This is a genomic window from Veillonella sp. R32 (assembly GCF_010093125.1).
Taxonomy (GTDB): domain Bacteria; phylum Bacillota; class Negativicutes; order Veillonellales; family Veillonellaceae; genus Veillonella_A.
This window is the reverse complement of record NZ_NMZQ01000073.1, coordinates 1-681: the sequence shown is the minus strand read 5'-3', so window position 1 is coordinate 681 and position 681 is coordinate 1. Positions and strand designations below refer to the sequence as shown.

The following is a 681-nucleotide window of genomic DNA, read 5'->3' as shown; positions in this document are numbered from 1 at the left end:
CTATATTTATATAAGAGAAAAGGCCCCGAAGGGCCTTTTTTGTTGGTATAATTAATTTATGAAGAAAAACCATATCCAACACGGTAATTATACTAAAATTTCTGGCTTTCGCCAAGTAGTTTTATCTTTGGATTATGGCATTCGGATTGGACCTAATGCGCCGGTGAGATTACTGGATGCGGTATTGGAGGAATTAGACTATACAAAGTTACTGCATCTCTATTCTTCGAAAGGAAGAAAATCTTTAGTACCACCGTCTATTTTGTTTAAAATCTATGTATATGCCATGACCGAAGGCATTGTATCTGTTCGTAAAATCGCAGAACAATGTACTAAAAACATTCATTATATGTGGTTGTTACAAGGCTATCCAGCCCCATCTCATATGGTATTTCATCGCTTTTTCAAGCGATTAACAACTGAAGTATTACAAGATTTATTAACACAGCTAATTGAAACGCTAAGCCAAGTAGATAGTATAAATTTTTCAGAAGTATTTATTGATGGAACTAAATGGGAAGCGTATGCCAATAAATATAGCTTTGTATGGAAAAAAGCGATTGTGAAACATGCCGCTAAATTACCAGATAAACTAAAGGAGTTACAACGTAAAGTGGCTATGGAACTTCAACAGGATGAGGTAACGTTACTAACGGATGATGAACTTCTAGTCTGTTTAGA

The 681-nt window shown here is 35.1% G+C and carries 1 protein-coding gene; it reads left to right on the top strand.

The genetic code is table 11. The features are described from left to right. Positions 1-127: 127 nt before the first annotated feature. Positions 128-681, top strand: a 554-nt coding sequence (locus tag VER_RS10155; RefSeq protein ID WP_162100693.1) for a transposase, incomplete at its 3' end; no start/stop codon positions are given.